The following is a 14,192-nucleotide window of genomic DNA, read 5'->3' as shown; positions in this document are numbered from 1 at the left end:
ACGTGCAACGCCAACCCGCCCCCCAACGTCCCACACCACTGCCACCACCGAATCCGCCACGTCGGCGATCGAGAACAGAGCAGCTGCGTTTCCCCGTCGATGGCCAGTGGCCGGAAACCAGACCCGTACTCGGTCGAGATGGGCAGTACCGCCTGCCGCTAGACGTCCAGCGCGTCCGGCGGCCAGAAGCCGCCCCCTCGCCACCGAAGCCGCAGCCGACTTCCTCGCTGCGTCCCGCGGCCCGGCAGCTGAAGCTGCCCGCCGACGGCGGGTGGCCGGAGAACAAGCCCCGCCTCGGTTCCGACGGGCAGTACCAGTTGCCGCTGCAGGTCCAGCGAGCCCGCCGCCCCGCGGCAGCGCCACCGACTCCGCCACCGGAATCACCGGCTTCGCGGCCGAGATCAACGCAAGGCAAGCAGCCGTCGCTGCCACTGAAGTTGCCGAAGGTCCATCCGCCCCGCCCCAGTACCCGCCGCCGAGGAGGTGACACAGGATGACGCGCAGCGTCCGCATTCCGGCCGATGTCGACCGTGAGGACCGCATTCTCGCCGGGTTCACCGCGCGCCAGGTCGCCGTCATGGCTGCCACCGGCCTTGTCCTCTACTGCGGATGGCTCGCGACCCGTGCGGTGCTCCCGGTGGTGGCGTATCTGGTCGTGGCTGCGCCGATCGCAGTTGCGGTCGTGTTGCTGGTGGTGGTCACCCGCGACGGGATCACGTTGGATCGCCTGCTGCTGGCGGCGCTGCGCCAACGTCTGTCACCACGGCGCCGCGTCGCCGCCCCTGAGACTCCGGCGGCGGTGCCCGAGTGGCTGTCCACGTTCGCCGATGAAGCCGACGACGGCGCCCTCGGGGGCCTGGAGCTTCCCGCGCGAGCGGTGAGCGAGGCCGGAGTGATCGACCTCGGGCGGGATGGTCTCGCGCTGGTGGCCGCGTGCTCGACGGTCAACTTCGCGTTGCGCACCCCAGCCGAGCAGGAAGCACTCGCGGCGGGATTCGGCCGCTACCTGCACAGCCTGACCTCCGGTGTCCAGATTCTCGTGCGCGCCCAACGCTTGGACCTCACCAGCCACATTGACGATCTCCGACACCGTGTTGCGGCGAGCCTGCCCCATCCGGCACTGGAGGACGCCGCGCTCGATCATGCCGACTACCTGCAACACCTCAACGAGCAGGCCGAACTCCTGCGCCGGCAGATCCTGCTCGTGGTCCGCGAGCCTGCCGGGAGCGCCTCCACGGACGCGCTGAGTCGGTCCCGACGTCGGCACCGAGAGAACACCGAGGGCCGAGAAGCCTCGGCCGGGGCGCGCCGTGCTGCGGCCGCCCGGCTGGTGCGGCGGATGCAGGAAGCCATCGAACTACTGGCACCCGCCGGAATCGAGGCCACCCCGCTGGATGCGGGGCAGGCCACGGCGGTGCTGGCGGCCGCCACCAACCCGGACAGTCCAGTGCCGCCCTCGCCGGAGATGGCCGGTGCCCACGAGGTCATCACCATCAACCCGGACTGGGACCTCAGCGACGAGGAGGACACACCCTGATGCGCACCCGGAATCACCGCCGCACGACACGGGCAACTGGCAGCGCATTCACCCCGGACGCAATCGAGGTCGGCGCCCGCCATCTGCAGATCGGCGACGACTGGGTCGCCAGCTTCGCCATCACCGGCTACCCACGCGAAGTCCACCCCGGCTGGTTGCAACCCCTGCTGACCTATCCGGGGCGACTGGACGTGTCCCTGCACATCGAACCGATCGAGCCGCGCGTGGCCGCCGACCGGCTGCGCAAGCAACTCGGCAGGCTGGAGTCCGGCCGCCGAGATGACGCCGCACACGGACGCCTGGCCGATCCCCAGGTCGAGGCGGCGACCGAGGACGCCTACGACCTCTCGGATCGCCTCGCCCGCGGGGAAGGACGACTGTTCCGATTCGGCCTCTACCTCACAGTGCACACCGGCTCCGAGGACGAACTCATCGAAGAGATCAGTGCCGTGCGAGCGCTGGCGGCCAGTCTGCTGCTGGACGCCAAACCCACTACCTACCGGTCCCTGCAAGGCTGGGTGACCACCCTGCCGATGGGCCTGGACCACATCCAGATGACCCGCACCTTCGACACCGCCGCCTTGGCGGCGGCGTTTCCCTTCACCAGCCCCGACCTACCCCCACCGGACGTGACCTCCTCTTCCGCCGCTGGTGGCGTGCTCTACGGCTACAACCTCGGCAGCCAGGGCCTGGTGCACTGGGACCGGTTCGCCTGCGAGAACTACAACTCCGTCATCCTCGGACGCTCCGGCGCAGGCAAGTCCTACCTGGTCAAGCTCGAAGCACTCCGCAGCCTCTACCGCGGTGTCGAGGTGGCCATCATCGACCCCGAGGACGAATACGCCCGCCTCGCCAACGCCGTCGGCGGCATTCACATCCCCCTGGGTGCCGACGGCGTCCGGCTCAACCCGCTCGACCTGCCGATCCACACGCGTCCCGACGGGCGCCGTTCTGCCCCGGCCGATGCGCTCACTCGCCGCAGCCTGTTCTGCCACACCCTACTCTCCGTCCTTTTCGGACAATCACTGACTGCCGACGAGCGAGCAGTACTCGATCTGGCGGTCACCGCGACCTACCAGGCTGCGGGGATCACCGAGGATGCCCGCACCTGGACACGCCAAGCACCGCTGCTGCCGGACCTGCAAGCTGCCCTCGCAGCAAGCCACGATCGGGTCGCCCACGATCTCGCTGCTCGCCTGCGCCCCTTCACCGAGGGAGCATTCTCCGGGCTGTTCGACGGGCCTTCAACGCAGACGACTGAGTCGCACCTGCTGGTGTCCTCGTTGCGGCATCTCCCGGACGAGCTGAAACCCGCGGGCATCCTGCTGACGCTGGATACGGTCTGGCGGCGCATCTCCACTCCCGCTGCACGCCGACCCAGATTGTGTGTCGTCGACGAGGCGTGGCTGCTGATGCAGCAGCAGTCGGGAGCGGAGTTCCTGTGGCGCATGGCGAAGTCCGCCCGCAAGCACTGGGCAGGTCTCACCGTCGCCACCCAGGACGTCGGCGATGTCCTCGGTTCCGATCTCGGCAAAGCCGTGATCGCTAACGCTGCCACCCAGGTTCTCCTTCGCCAAGCGCCGCAATCCATCGACGACATCGTGCGCACGTTCGCGCTGTCGGAGGGGGAAAGGCAGTTCCTACTTTCAGCCGGCACCGGTCAGGGCTTGCTCGCGGCCGGGACGCAACGCGTCGCCTTCCACGCCATTGCCTCCGACGCTGAACACCTGTTGATCACCACAAACCCTGCCGAACTGGCCGCCATGACCGACGACGATTCGCCCACCGGTCATGACTTCGCCGCCGAGCTGCATCAGGACATCGTCCTCGACGACTAGACCAGGAAGGAGGAACGCACGTGTATGCCCTCTTCGCCACCGGCGACCCCAGTCAGCACATTCCCGGCTCGCTCGTGCACGCCTTCGGTCATGACTTCCTGCTCTCGTGGGCCATTGCCACAGGACTCGTCGCCGCAATTTCGATCGCCTGCGTCCTCATCATCCTCGCTGGATTGTCCATCGGTGTCCTAGTCGTGCGCGGCATTCGCGGACTGATCCGGCTTTACACAGGCCGCGCCTGTCCTCGCCACAGCCTCGAGTATGCCCAGCTGATCACCGTGCACACCGATGGCGTGGCCACCACGGTCATCAACCTCGATCACTATCGCCGTCAGCGCCAACACCGCCATGAGGTCACACAGATCACGACTCACGAGGCGGCGAACCACCCCGAACCCGGCGACGACCCCGCATAGCCCACCACCAACACCGCCCCTCCGCACCGCATCGGATGGCAGTTCCGTCATCTCCTCGTTCTGCCCCTTGCCTTTCCTTCTTGCAGAGGTATCCCTATGCCTTCCATCGACACCGCTCACACTTCGAGCTCTGCAAATCCATCGCCCGCTCGTCCGCGGCGATTGCTTACCCAGAACAGAGAAATGCGTGCCATCGGCGCGTGGAACTGGACTTTGCCCGCCTGGGCGGGAAGATTGCCCGACGGCCGTACCTACAACACCTGTCCGTCGGCAGGTGTGTGCCGAGAGGTCTGCTACGCCCGTCACGGCGCCTACCTGTGGCCGGTCGTGCGAGCCAAACACCAAGCGAACCTGCAGTTCGTGCTCGACGACCTGTCCGGCTGGGAGCAGGCCATGCTCGGTGAGCTTGCAGCGCCCCGGTTCCGCGGCGGCTGGATCCGGATTCACGATTCCGGCGACTTCTTCTCCGACGCCTACCTAGCGTCGTGGCTGCGCATCATGCGCCAGCGGACAGGGGTGAATTTCTACTGCTACACCAAGGAAATTCGTCGCTTCAGAGCACTCGTCGAGCCTGACCCGCCTGCGAACTTCCTGTGGGTGTACTCCTACGGTGGCACACAGGACTCCGAGCTGACCGCCTCCGACCGCGTGGCCGACGTGTTCCCCGACGAGGCCTCCATCGACGCCGCGGGTTGGTCGTCGCAGGATGCCTCGGACTTGCTGGCCGTACTCGGACCCAAGCTGGTGGGAGTGCCGGCCAACCGCATCCCGCACTTCCTGCGTCGCTTGCAGGGCCGCCGGTTCTCCGAATGGCAAGCCGAGGTCGACGCCGAACGACACACCCGACGCACCGCGCGGGTGCAGGCGATCACCAGCGCGCGATCCGCGCGCCGTCGAATGCCGCCTGAATCGGGATCGAAGGCTGCCTGACCTGCTCTCGTGTACGAGCTCACTTCTTCGCGGAGGAAGCCGCTCCATGATATTGAGACGCTCTGTTGTGGACAGTCTGGTTGGTGAGTTGCTGACCGATCCGTGGGGCACGATCCAGACGGTCCTCACCACGGTGTGGTCGTGGGTCCGCTCATGGGGGTTCGTTGCGTTGCCGGCGCTGCTTGTCGTCGTGGTTGGGTTGTGGGTTCAACATCGCTGGTGGTTTCGCCGGTGCCAGGACGCGCTTCACGATCGGGCCCGCGTGGTGACGATCCTGGCGCCGCCGACCGTCGACCCGGGCGGGGCACAAGCGGTGTGGTCGAACCTGGTGGGATTGCTGCGTCCGATGCTGCAGCGCATAATGCGCGGGCAGCCGCACCTGGCCTGGGAGTTTGTCTTCGATCACGACGGCGTCCAGATTCGGTTGTGGGTGCCGGGCACAGTCCCTCCCGGAATGGTCGAGCGCGCCATTGAAGCAGCCTGGCCCGGTGCGCACACCCGCAGCGCGCCCGCCAGCTCACCGCTGCTTACAGAGCCCGCCGATGGGCACCACCATCTGGTCACCGGGGGCGTGCTGCGCCTGGCACGGTCGGAGGCGTTGCCGATCCGCTCGGAGTTCGACACCGATCCGATCCGCGCGCTGCTCGGTGCACCAGTAGGCCTCGGGGTGCACGAGGTCGCCTGCGTGCAGATCCTCGCGCGCCCGGTCACAGGACGCCGGGTCAAGCGCGCTCGACGAGCCGCCCGCCACCTCGATGCCGGGCGGTCCACACGGATGGTGGGCCGCATTCTTGATCTGATCACCCCCGGACCTACGACCAGAGCGACAAACCAGGCTGGTCTGACGAAACTTGATCCGCAGACCTCGCTGGAGTTCAACGCCCAGAACCGCGCCATCGTGGCCAAGCAGCGCGGATCCCAGTGGGAAACCATTATTCGGTACGCGGTCGCGACAACCGTGCCCGCCGAGGTGTCCGCGGCGCAGGTCGCTCGGCGCCGCCAGCAACTCCGGGGCAGGGCGCACGCGATCGCCAGCGCGTTCTCCGGTTTCACCGAACACAACCACTACCGGCGCCACCGGCTGCGTGCCCCGCTGACGTCAATGGCTCAACGCCGGTTGCGACGCGGTGACCTGCTGTCGATTCCCGAACTAGCCGCCGTGGCGCATCTACCCACCGACGAGGGGCTGCCCGGCTTGGCCCGCGCCGGAGCAAGGGCAGTCCCGCCGCCGCCAAAGACGCCCACCGAAGGCGAGCTGATCCGTCCTGTCGGGATCTCCGACACCGGACACGCCCGCCCGGTCGGATTGCAAGTCTCCGACGCCCGCCACCACCTCCACATCCTCGGCGCCACCGGGTCGGGCAAGTCGACGATCCTGGCGCGGATGATCCTCGCCGACGCCGAGCACGACCGCGGCGCCGTGGTCATCGACCCCAAAGGCGATCTGATCACCGACGTGCTGCAACGGCTCCCCGAGCACACTGCCGAGAAGGTCGTACTCTTCGACGCCGACACCCGCGGTCCTGTGCCCTGCCTCAACCCGTTGGAAGGGCCGAAGGAAGCCGCCGTGGACAACCTCGTGTCGGTGTTCTCTCGGGTGTTCTCTTCAGCGTGGGGACCGCGCACCGAGGACATCCTGCGGTCCGCGTGCCTGTCGCTACGGGCTGCCTCGGAGACACCGACTCTGGCGAAGCTGCCTGACTTGCTCACCGACCCCGCCACCCGGGCACGGCATCAGGAGAAACTCAAGGATGACCCGACGCTGCGCGGATTCTGGAACTGGTACGAACAGCTCTCCGACGCCGCCCGCGCTCAGTCCATCGCCCCACTGCTGAACAAACTGCGCGCATTCTTGTTGCGGTCATTCGTAGTCAAGGCCATCGCCGCCGGTCCTTCCACAGTGGATCTTTCTACGGTGCTGGATGGTGGCCTGTGCCTGGTGCGTATCCCCAAAGGCAGTCTCGGCGAGGACACAACCCGGTTGTTGGGCTCACTCATCGTCGCGCGTGTCTGGCAAGCCACCACCGCCCGCGCGAAGCTGCCACAACGCCAGCGACGGGACGCCGCCCTCTACGTCGATGAAGCGCACAACTTCCTCAACCTGCCCTACGCCATGGAAGACATGCTCGCCGAAGCACGCGGCTACCGGCTCGCGATGACGCTCGCACACCAGCACCTCGGCCAACTCCCGCGAGATCTCAAAGAAGGAATCTCCACCAACGCCCGCTCGAAGATCTTCTTCAACGCCTCACCGGAAGACGCCCGCGAACTCGCCCGCCACACCGCCCCCCGGATCTCCGAACACGACCTAGCCCACCTCGGCGCCTTCCACGCCGCCACCCGACTGGTCGTCAACGGCGAGGAAACGCCACCGTTCACCGTCACCACCCAACCGCTCCCACCGGCTATCCGCGGACGAGCCAAGACGGTCCGCCAGGCAGCGGCACGCCACACCCGGCCCCTGGCCTCCAGTGCCGACCGCGCACACGACGACGAGCCGGACGCCAGTGGCTTTGACCCGCGCCGCGCGAGCTGAAACACCCAGTCCCAAGGCAACCCCGCATCACTGGGCGGCGCGCCGTTGTGCGTCTCCGCGATCCCGTTCGGAGGACTCTGCATGTTGGAACCCATTAGACCGCAACGTGATTTTCGCGCTCCGGTACCTGGTCGCGTCAGCTCACGGCTGGCCGCGTCCACCGAACATCAAGCCACCATTGCCGCCCACCTCACCGCTCGCGACCGGTGGATCGCGCGCATGCTCGCCGAACACCGCGTACTGACCACACACCAGATCACCGCGATCGCGTTCCCGTCCGGCCGCGCCGCCAACCACCGGCTGCGCCGGCTCTACCAATGGCGCGTGCTCGACCGCTTCCAGCCCTACATCGGACGGGGACGAGCGCCGATGTACTACGTCCTCGACACCGCCGGCGCCCATGTCCTTGCCCACGAGGACGGCCTCGAACCGCGCGAGCTCAAATTCCGCGCTGAACGCTCCGTCGGCATCGCCTACTCACTACGCTTGGCTCACCTGCACGGCGTGAACAGCTTCTTCACCACACTCCTCGCCGACGCTCTCGCTAGACATGACTGTGCAGTGACCGCATGGTGGTCCGAGGCCCGCTGCGCCCGCCATTTCGGTGACCTCGTCCGCCCCGACGGCTACGGCCGCTGGCGCGAAGGCGACCGTGAGATCGAATGGTTCCTGGAGTGGGACACCGGCAGCTACCAGTTGTCCCGCTTCGTAGCGAAACTGCCCGGCTACTTCGAACTCGCCACCACCACCCGCATCATCACTCCGCTGCTGGCGTGCTTCGCCACTCCACAACGGGAAACCCACGCGCGGAACTTGCTGACCGAGCACCTGAAAACCCACGTCAGGCCGCACGACCTACCGATCGCCACCACCAACGCCCAACACCTGCAGCACGTCGGCGCAGGCGCATCCCCCGAAATGTGGTTGCCTCTACGGAATTCTCGAGCCGGGCGCCGACGGCTGATCGAGCTGCTCGCCGCCTGGCCGCAGCTGGCGCCACCAGCAACCGCCAGCAACACCTTCCCCGAGGCCATCGAGCCGACATCGCAGCCACGCCTGAGCCCACCCGCACCGATGCCACCCTGGCACGCCAGGGATCTGACATGGTCCCCAGCGTGGTGATCCGCACATGCTCAAAACTCATCACCACGGTGCTGGTCGGCGCCATCGCAGTGATCGTGCTTGCTGCCGCCGCGTTGTTGGGAATCGCAGCCACCCTCTTCAACAGCGGCGGTTCTACGAACTGCACTCCAACCGACTCAGCTACGGCGAGCCACGGGTACGGACCGGACCAGATAACGAACGCTGCAACCATCGTCGCAATAGGGAAGCAGATGAACGTCCCAGAACGCGGCTGGGTGATCGCACTCGTGACCGCGATCCAAGAATCCCGGCTGCGCAACCTCGATCACGGCGATCGAGACAGCCTCGGACTGTTCCAGCAACGCCCATCCCAAGGATGGGGCACCGTCGACCAAGTCATGAACAGCACCTACAGCACCACCCAGTTCTATCGGCATCTTCTCGCAGTTCCCGGCTGGCAGAAGATGACCATCAACGATGCTGCACAAGCCGTCCAGCGCTCCGGATTTCCACACGAATACGCCCAACACGAACACGCTGCGCGCCAACTCCTCGGCATCGTCCACGATGCCACCTGCACCGGCACGCCCTCCGGGAACTGGACCGTTCCCGCGCAGGGGCAGTGCACCTCCGGTTTCGGTCGGCGAGGTAGCGAGTTTCATCGCGGTCAAGACATCGCCGCACCGATAGGCACACCCATCCTTGCCGCCAGCAGTGGCACGGTCATCGACTCCGGCCCCGCCCGTGGCTACGGACTCTGGATCCGCATACAACACTCAAACGGCGTCGTCACCACCTACGGGCACAACAACCGCAACATAGTCCAGAAAGGCCAAGGGGTCCACACTGGACAACCCGTTGGCGAGGTCGGCGATCGCGGGGAATCAACAGGCCCGCACCTGCATTTCCAGGTCGAAGTCGACAGCCAACCCGTCGACCCGGTCACGTTCTTCCGGCAACAGTCAGCATCACCGCTGTGTGGCTGACGTCCGTACCGAGCTCGCGCCCCGCTACAGCACGGCACTGGTCGGCCTCTGCTCCACCGATGCGGGACACTCGCGCAAAGCGTTCAGAGCTACGAATCGGAGGCGTTTCCGTCCTCCAGGAGCTTGTAGACGTTGCTGCGCTGCATTCCGACTTCCTTGGAGATCGTCAAACGCGGGATCTTAGCGGCGTCAGCGTCGAGAACCGCTTGATGCCGTTCCTTACGCGCCTCGCGCTGCCGTGCGAGGAGGTTGGTGATCTTCGCCTCGACCTCGGCTTGCTCCTCGCGAGCTTCCTGTAGGTCCCTCTTGATGCCATCGAGCTTGGATCTGCAAGCGCGTAACTGCAGGACCTCCTTAGGTGTTTCGTCCGGCTGGCTCACGTAGACGCCACCACCTATCGGGATCACCGCGGCGAGCGAACCTCGTCGTCGTCGCCTGTCTACCATGCATGTCTATCACTCCTCTCAACAGGACGCATGGTTGGACCCGACACCTGTATAAGGTGCGCGGCGCTGTACGTAGGATGCCCGTCGCTTCACTGATGAGGCCGGGCGACGCGTTGCCTCGCAACTTGTGCCGGATCAGGTCGGTTGGCAGTCGCCCATCCAGGCCCGTCGACCGGCCTGGGCCAATGCTTCCTTGCGCTGGCGCCAGTTGGGCATCCACAGGTTCATCTGGTGTTGCCAGGCTGGCCCGTGGGGCTGACCCGACGGGCGGGTGGCGTGGGCGAGTTCGTGAACGAGAACGTACTCGATCAGCTCGAGCGGTAGTCCGAATACCGGCCAGTGGAGGCTGACGAGGTGCTTGGCCGGGCTGTAGGCGCCCCAGCGGCGACGGCCGAGGCTGCGGACTTCATATCGCACGCCCTGGATGCCGCCGCGGCGTTCGTACCGCTCACCATGCTCCTTGGACCACGTCAATCCACGGTCGCGGTAGAGCGTGATCACCGCATTACGGGTCGCCTCGAGCCGGGTGTGCGGAATGTAGAGGACATCCGTGACTCCCAGGACGTGGACCACGCGCTCGGTTCGTGCAGGCGTGCCGTCCTCGGTGAGCCGGAGCCGGTAGGTCCGGCCGAGAAGATCGAACTCCTCACCATCGACGAAATCCTTGACCGCGAAATCTGGGGCAAGCTGCCGGGCCTCGGGTATGTTCTTCGCGAGCCAACTCCGGCGAACGCGGACGAAATTCGCGACTTGTTCCGGGGTGGCGTGCGGCGGCGCCAGCACCCTTACTGGTTCGCCCGGCTTGAGTTCGAGTCCGAGAGTGCTACGGCGGGGCCGGATCTCGACACGAAGGTCCCAGTCTTTCGGAAGGTCGAGGCTAGCCACCGCCTGCTCGATGTGAGCAGCCAGGTCGAAGTGTTCGGTCATCGGATGCCTTCCTGATGGGTGATGTGGTCGGCTGCGGCGATAGGAGTGGCAACGCCGGCCCGAAACAGGTCAGTTACGCCGGTCGATGCGGCGGAGGTGATCGGGCCGGGAACGCCGTAGACGCGACGGCCCAGCGCCGCGGCGGTATAGGCAACGGCCACAGCACCGCTGCGGAGGCCGGCCTCTACGACGACGGTCGCCACCCCGAGGGCTGCCAGCAGCCGACCCCGGGCTGCGAACCGGGGCCGAGTGGGCCTCGTACCGAAGGGGTACTCGCTGATCAGCAGTCCGTTGTGCGCGACCGAATCCAGCAACCGGGCATGTCCCTGGGGGTAGGCGACGTCGACGCCGCAGGCCAGGACCGCGATCGGAGGTGTGGGGCCGAGCAGCGCGCCGCAGTGGGCGTGGCCGTCGATGCCGTAGGCACCGCTGGCCAGGACGGTGACACCTGACCGGGACAGATCCATGCCAAGGGTCTTGGCGACGTGTTCGCCGTAGCCGGTGGCCGCGCGGCTGCCTACCACGGACACGGCCGCACGTGTGCTTTCAGCCAGGCCGGCGTTGCCACGAACCCAGAGACCTAGGGGAGCGCCGAGGCCGTGTTCCGACAGGCTGTGGAACGCACCGTGCGGCCAGCCGGGATCGTCCGGAGTCAGCAGCCGGCCTCGGCCGGCGTCGATCGCCGCCAGGTCGTCATCGATACGGGACCGAGGGTTGCAGATCTCCTGCAGGACCGCCTGCGGTGCAGCCCCGGACCGGATGCGTTCGACCGCTTCCACCGGGCCGTGTGCGACGACGAACGCGCCGACAGCTGGAGCGGGCGGTTCGGTGGCGCGCAGGAGAAACGCACGAGCGGCAAGAAGGTCGGTGATGGTCATGGGTGGCGCTCCTTGTCACGAAGCGAATAAGGACGGAACAGGCCGCGCCGATGGGGAAACCCGTGTCGGCAGAGCCCATGTACGAGGGAAGGAAGGAGCGGCGCAGGATCCGCCTTACTCGGTGCGGTCGTGCAGCGGGATCGGCAACGAGTGGCCGACCAGCTCGGCCCACCGGGAATCACTGGAGTGCAGGAAGGCACCGGACGCCATGAACCACCGGCCCGGTGAGTCCGCCGGGCGCGCGACATGCCTGCCGCACTCGGACCGCAGCGACACCGCCGGAGCATCCTGGCGTGGCTCGGTGAGGCGTGCGAAGTCGGGAACATCGTCGCCGTCGATTTCGACGATCACGACCCCGCGGACTCGTGAGGACAACCCTCCATTGGAACAAGACCCATACGGTCCTGTGAGGATGTTGAAGGGAAATCCCTTCCTTGTCGCGGGAATAGCGATGCTTTCGTCACCGATACCCGGAATCTGGTCCAGAGAAGTGATACCCCACGATGTGTCCACCCAGGACTGGAGTCTCGTACGTCTTGTACTCGATTCCTGCGATACGTATGGCCCGCGTGGCTGCGTCGGGAAGTCGTCTCAGGGCTTCGTTACGCAAGTGGCGAGACCATGCCCTGGCCGGGCTTTTGTCCCATCCTCGGCTCTCGCTCGTTTGGTAGTCGTAGCAGTCGACTAGCTTGAGGATGGCGACCAAATGGAACAAGAACGACGCGGTCTGAACGGTGTAGTCGGAGGGCGGCGCCTGACTGGACCCGTCCGAAACCTCAGCTTCGTATGTGGTGGTCGAACATGGAAGCCAGCGAACCGCCACGACCGTCCACCGGCTGCGCCGGGTGGAGGTCGTGGCGCTCGAGGTTGGGACAAGCAACGCTGCGACTGTCAGCGCGTGATGAAGTGAGCGTTGACGGTCGCTTCGGCTTGGGTGGGGTTTGCGACGTCGACGACTTCGGCGAATCGGGTCCACTGGCCCCAGTCTCCGGATCTGGTCCGTGTTGAAACCTCCCTTGGGCGGCCGTCAAAGACGGCCGAAATGAGCACGGTGTCGCCGACGGGTGAATCCTGACCCTGTATGGGCGGGCGAAAATGGACCCACTCCCTGACAAGTAGGGAGTGATCAGTGTGGAGGACTGGGCGGAGATCCGTCGGCTTCACCGGTGTGAGGGCATGCCGATTCGGGCGATTGTTCGGAAGATGGGCGTCGGGCGGAACACGGTGCGGCGGGCGTTGGCCTCGGACGGGCCGCCGCGATATCAGCGGCCGGCGAAGGGCTCGATCGTAGATGCGGTGGAGCCGCAGGTGCGGGAGTTGCTGGCGGAGTGGCCGACGATGCCGGTGCCGGTGATAGCCGAGCGGATCGGCTGGCAGCGGGGTCTGACGGTGCTCAAGGACCGGGTGCGGGAGTTGCGTCCGTTGTTCCTTCCGCCGGATCCGGTGTCGCGAACGGTGTATCAGCCCGGTGAGCTGGCTCAATGCGACTTGTGGTTCCCGCCGGTGGACATCCCGCTGGGGTGCGGACAGGTGGGACGGCCGCCGGTTCTGGTGATGGTGTCGGGGTATTCCCGGGTGATCACGGCGCGAATGATCCCGTCTCGGCAGGGCCCGGATCTGCTGGCCGGTCACTGGATGCTGCTGTCTGGCTGGGGGCGGGTGCCCAGGACGCTGGTATGGGACAACGAGTCCGCGGTCGGGTTCCGCAAGGCCGGTCGGCCGGTGCTGACCGAAGCGATGAACGCCTTCCGCGGAACGCTCGGGATCGCAGTGATCCAATGCCGGCCCGGTGATCCGGAGGCCAAGGGCCTGGTGGAACGAGCCAATGGCTATCTGGAGACCTCGTTTCTGCCCGGCCGCAGCTTCACCGGACCAGCTGATTTCAATGCCCAACTGGCCGAGTGGCTGACGCGGGCCAACCACCGCCACCACCGCATCCTGGAGTGCCGGCCGGTCGACCGGTGGGAGCATGATCGCCAGGCCATGCTGGCCCTGCCGCCGGTGGCCCCGGTGACCGGATGGCATGCGGGTATCCGGTTGCCGCGTGATCACTACATTCGCTTGGACGCCAACGACTATTCGGTGCACCCGTCGGCGATCGGTCACCGCGTCGAGATCACCGGGGACCTGGAGCACGTGGAGGTGATCTGCCGGGGCCGCCTGGTCGCCCGGCATGACCGGTGCTGGGCGGCGCATCAAAGCATCACCGATCCCGAACACGCCACCGCTGCAGCCAGGCTGCGGCAACACGCCCGCCGGCCAAGCCTGCGCCCGGTCGACACACCCGTCGAGCACCGCGTGCTGGCCGATTACGACCACGCACTCGGCCTCGACGCCCCAGAGGGGGTGGCGTGATGGGGCCGGCAAACCCGCCAGCACCGACAACCGCAATATAGCCTCCGAAATCGCCTATCTCGCCAGGGCGTTGAAGGCACCGTCGCTGGCCGGGGCGGTCGAGCGCCTGGCTGAACGGGCCCGGGCCGAGGACTGGTCTCACGAGGAATTCCTGGCCGCTTGCCTGCAACGCGAGGTCGCCGCTCGCGAGTCCCACGGCGGTGAGGGACGTATCCGCACCGCCCGGTTCCCGAGCAGGAAGTCCTTGGAGGAGTTCGATT

General features: G+C 66.6%; 13 protein-coding genes. 9 read left to right on the top strand and 4 right to left on the bottom strand.

Going from position 1 to position 14,192, the window contains the following annotated elements:
• Positions 1-493 precede the first annotated feature (493 nt).
• The 7 genes from BLW84_RS03405 (at position 494) to BLW84_RS03375 (ending at position 9,326) form a co-directional block, all read left to right on the top strand.
• On the top strand, positions 494-1,537 hold the full coding sequence (locus tag BLW84_RS03405; RefSeq protein WP_093261185.1) for a PrgI family protein: 1,044 nt from the start codon (positions 494-496) through the stop codon (positions 1,535-1,537).
• Positions 1,537-3,375 carry a VirB4 family type IV secretion system protein gene (locus tag BLW84_RS03400; protein WP_093261183.1) on the top strand — a complete coding sequence of 613 codons (1,839 nt, stop codon included), beginning with the start codon at positions 1,537-1,539 and terminating at the stop codon, positions 3,373-3,375. The genes BLW84_RS03405 and BLW84_RS03400 overlap by 1 nt, the downstream gene beginning before the upstream one ends.
• Positions 3,376-3,395: 20 nt before the next feature.
• A complete protein-coding gene (locus BLW84_RS03395; RefSeq protein ID WP_093261181.1) occupies positions 3,396-3,791 on the top strand; it encodes a hypothetical protein in 396 nt (131 codons plus the stop codon).
• A gap of 96 nt (positions 3,792-3,887) precedes the next feature.
• The gene (locus tag BLW84_RS03390) at positions 3,888-4,721 is read left to right on the top strand and encodes a GP88 family protein (RefSeq protein WP_177226262.1); all 834 of its coding nucleotides are present in this window, start codon (positions 3,888-3,890) and stop codon (positions 4,719-4,721) included.
• 46 nt (positions 4,722-4,767) lie between these two features.
• Entirely contained in the window at positions 4,768-7,257 is a 2,490-nt protein-coding gene (locus BLW84_RS03385) for a type IV secretory system conjugative DNA transfer family protein (RefSeq protein ID WP_093261178.1), read from the top strand.
• Positions 7,258-7,476: 219 nt separating this feature from the next.
• Positions 7,477-8,379: a replication-relaxation family protein gene (locus tag BLW84_RS03380; RefSeq protein WP_342743093.1), complete on the top strand. Its 903-nt coding sequence runs from the start codon at positions 7,477-7,479 to the stop codon at positions 8,377-8,379.
• Positions 8,361-9,326 carry a M23 family metallopeptidase gene (locus BLW84_RS03375; protein ID WP_093261174.1) on the top strand — a complete coding sequence of 322 codons (966 nt, stop codon included), beginning with the start codon at positions 8,361-8,363 and terminating at the stop codon, positions 9,324-9,326. Before BLW84_RS03380 ends, BLW84_RS03375 begins: the two co-directional genes overlap by 19 nt.
• Before the next feature lie 89 nt (positions 9,327-9,415).
• Here BLW84_RS03375 and BLW84_RS03370 read toward each other — a convergent pair whose 3' ends face one another.
• The 4 genes from BLW84_RS03370 to BLW84_RS03355 form a co-directional block, all read right to left on the bottom strand.
• Complete coding sequence (locus BLW84_RS03370; protein WP_143060851.1) at positions 9,416-9,706, bottom strand: hypothetical protein; 291 nt, start codon at positions 9,704-9,706, stop codon at positions 9,416-9,418.
• A gap of 201 nt (positions 9,707-9,907) precedes the next feature.
• Positions 9,908-10,699 carry a M48 family metallopeptidase gene (locus BLW84_RS03365; RefSeq protein WP_093261170.1) on the bottom strand — a complete coding sequence of 264 codons (792 nt, stop codon included), beginning with the start codon at positions 10,697-10,699 and terminating at the stop codon, positions 9,908-9,910.
• Positions 10,696-11,577 (bottom strand): DNA-processing protein DprA, encoded by an 882-nt coding sequence (locus BLW84_RS03360; protein WP_093261168.1) that lies wholly within the window; start codon positions 11,575-11,577, stop codon positions 10,696-10,698. Before BLW84_RS03360 ends, BLW84_RS03365 begins: the two co-directional genes overlap by 4 nt.
• Positions 11,578-11,691: 114 nt before the next feature.
• A complete protein-coding gene (locus BLW84_RS03355; protein ID WP_143060850.1) occupies positions 11,692-11,952 on the bottom strand; it encodes a hypothetical protein in 261 nt (86 codons plus the stop codon).
• Positions 11,953-12,699: 747 nt separating this feature from the next.
• Here BLW84_RS03355 and istA point away from each other — a divergent pair.
• Both istA and BLW84_RS48315 read left to right on the top strand, forming a co-directional pair.
• Positions 12,700-13,932 carry an IS21 family transposase gene (istA, locus tag BLW84_RS03350; RefSeq protein WP_093261164.1) on the top strand — a complete coding sequence of 411 codons (1,233 nt, stop codon included), beginning with the start codon at positions 12,700-12,702 and terminating at the stop codon, positions 13,930-13,932.
• 70 nt (positions 13,933-14,002) lie between these two features.
• Positions 14,003-14,192: ATP-binding protein (locus BLW84_RS48315; protein WP_281247355.1), on the top strand; the 190-nt coding region annotated here is incomplete at its 3' end.

The organism is Saccharopolyspora shandongensis (assembly GCF_900106995.1).
Classification (GTDB): Bacteria; Actinomycetota; Actinomycetes; order Mycobacteriales; family Pseudonocardiaceae; genus Saccharopolyspora; species Saccharopolyspora shandongensis.
This window is presented reverse-complemented; position numbering and strand designations above follow the sequence as displayed.

Coding starts and splice junctions, on each gene's coding strand:
- BLW84_RS03405 (WP_093261185.1), top strand. CDS start 494: ATGACGCGCAGCGTCCGCATTCCGGCCGATGTCGACCGTGAGGACCGC.
- BLW84_RS03400 (WP_093261183.1), top strand. CDS start 1,537: ATGCGCACCCGGAATCACCGCCGCACGACACGGGCAACTGGCAGCGCA.
- BLW84_RS03390 (WP_177226262.1), top strand. CDS start 3,888: ATGCCTTCCATCGACACCGCTCACACTTCGAGCTCTGCAAATCCATCG.
- BLW84_RS03385 (WP_093261178.1), top strand. CDS start 4,768: ATGATATTGAGACGCTCTGTTGTGGACAGTCTGGTTGGTGAGTTGCTG.
- BLW84_RS03380 (WP_342743093.1), top strand. CDS start 7,477: ATGCTCGCCGAACACCGCGTACTGACCACACACCAGATCACCGCGATC.
- BLW84_RS03375 (WP_093261174.1), top strand. CDS start 8,361: ATGGTCCCCAGCGTGGTGATCCGCACATGCTCAAAACTCATCACCACG.
- BLW84_RS03365 (WP_093261170.1), bottom strand. CDS start 10,699: ATGACCGAACACTTCGACCTGGCTGCTCACATCGAGCAGGCGGTGGCT.
- BLW84_RS03360 (WP_093261168.1), bottom strand. CDS start 11,577: ATGACCATCACCGACCTTCTTGCCGCTCGTGCGTTTCTCCTGCGCGCC.